At 57.3% G+C, this 255-nt stretch carries 1 protein-coding gene; it reads left to right on the top strand.

Features of this window, described 5'->3' with window-relative positions:
- The coding region (locus tag P0G09_RS20815; RefSeq protein WP_275253630.1) for a hypothetical protein at positions 1-255 on the top strand (255 nt) is incomplete at both ends.

Genomic DNA, 255 nt, shown 5'->3' with positions numbered 1-255 from the left:
GCGCACCGTCACCAGCGTGGACACCCCCAGCGAAGCACTGGCAGTGTCCATTGGAGAACATGGCCGTGTTGATCTGCCCTATATGGCGGAACTTCTCGGCTCTCCCGGCGATTATGAGCGTATTACCACAGAGCTGCAAGGCGTGATTTTCAAAGACCCTTCTGCGGATGCAGATGAGCCGGAAGCAGGCTGGCAGACTGCGGACGAGTATCTTTCCGGCAATGTGCGGAATAAACTGCGCATGGCTCAGCTTGC

The organism is Faecalibacterium sp. DFI.5.82 (assembly GCF_029076575.1).
Taxonomy (GTDB): Bacteria; Bacillota; Clostridia; order Oscillospirales; family Ruminococcaceae; genus Faecalibacterium; species Faecalibacterium duncaniae.
This window is presented reverse-complemented; position numbering and strand designations above follow the sequence as displayed.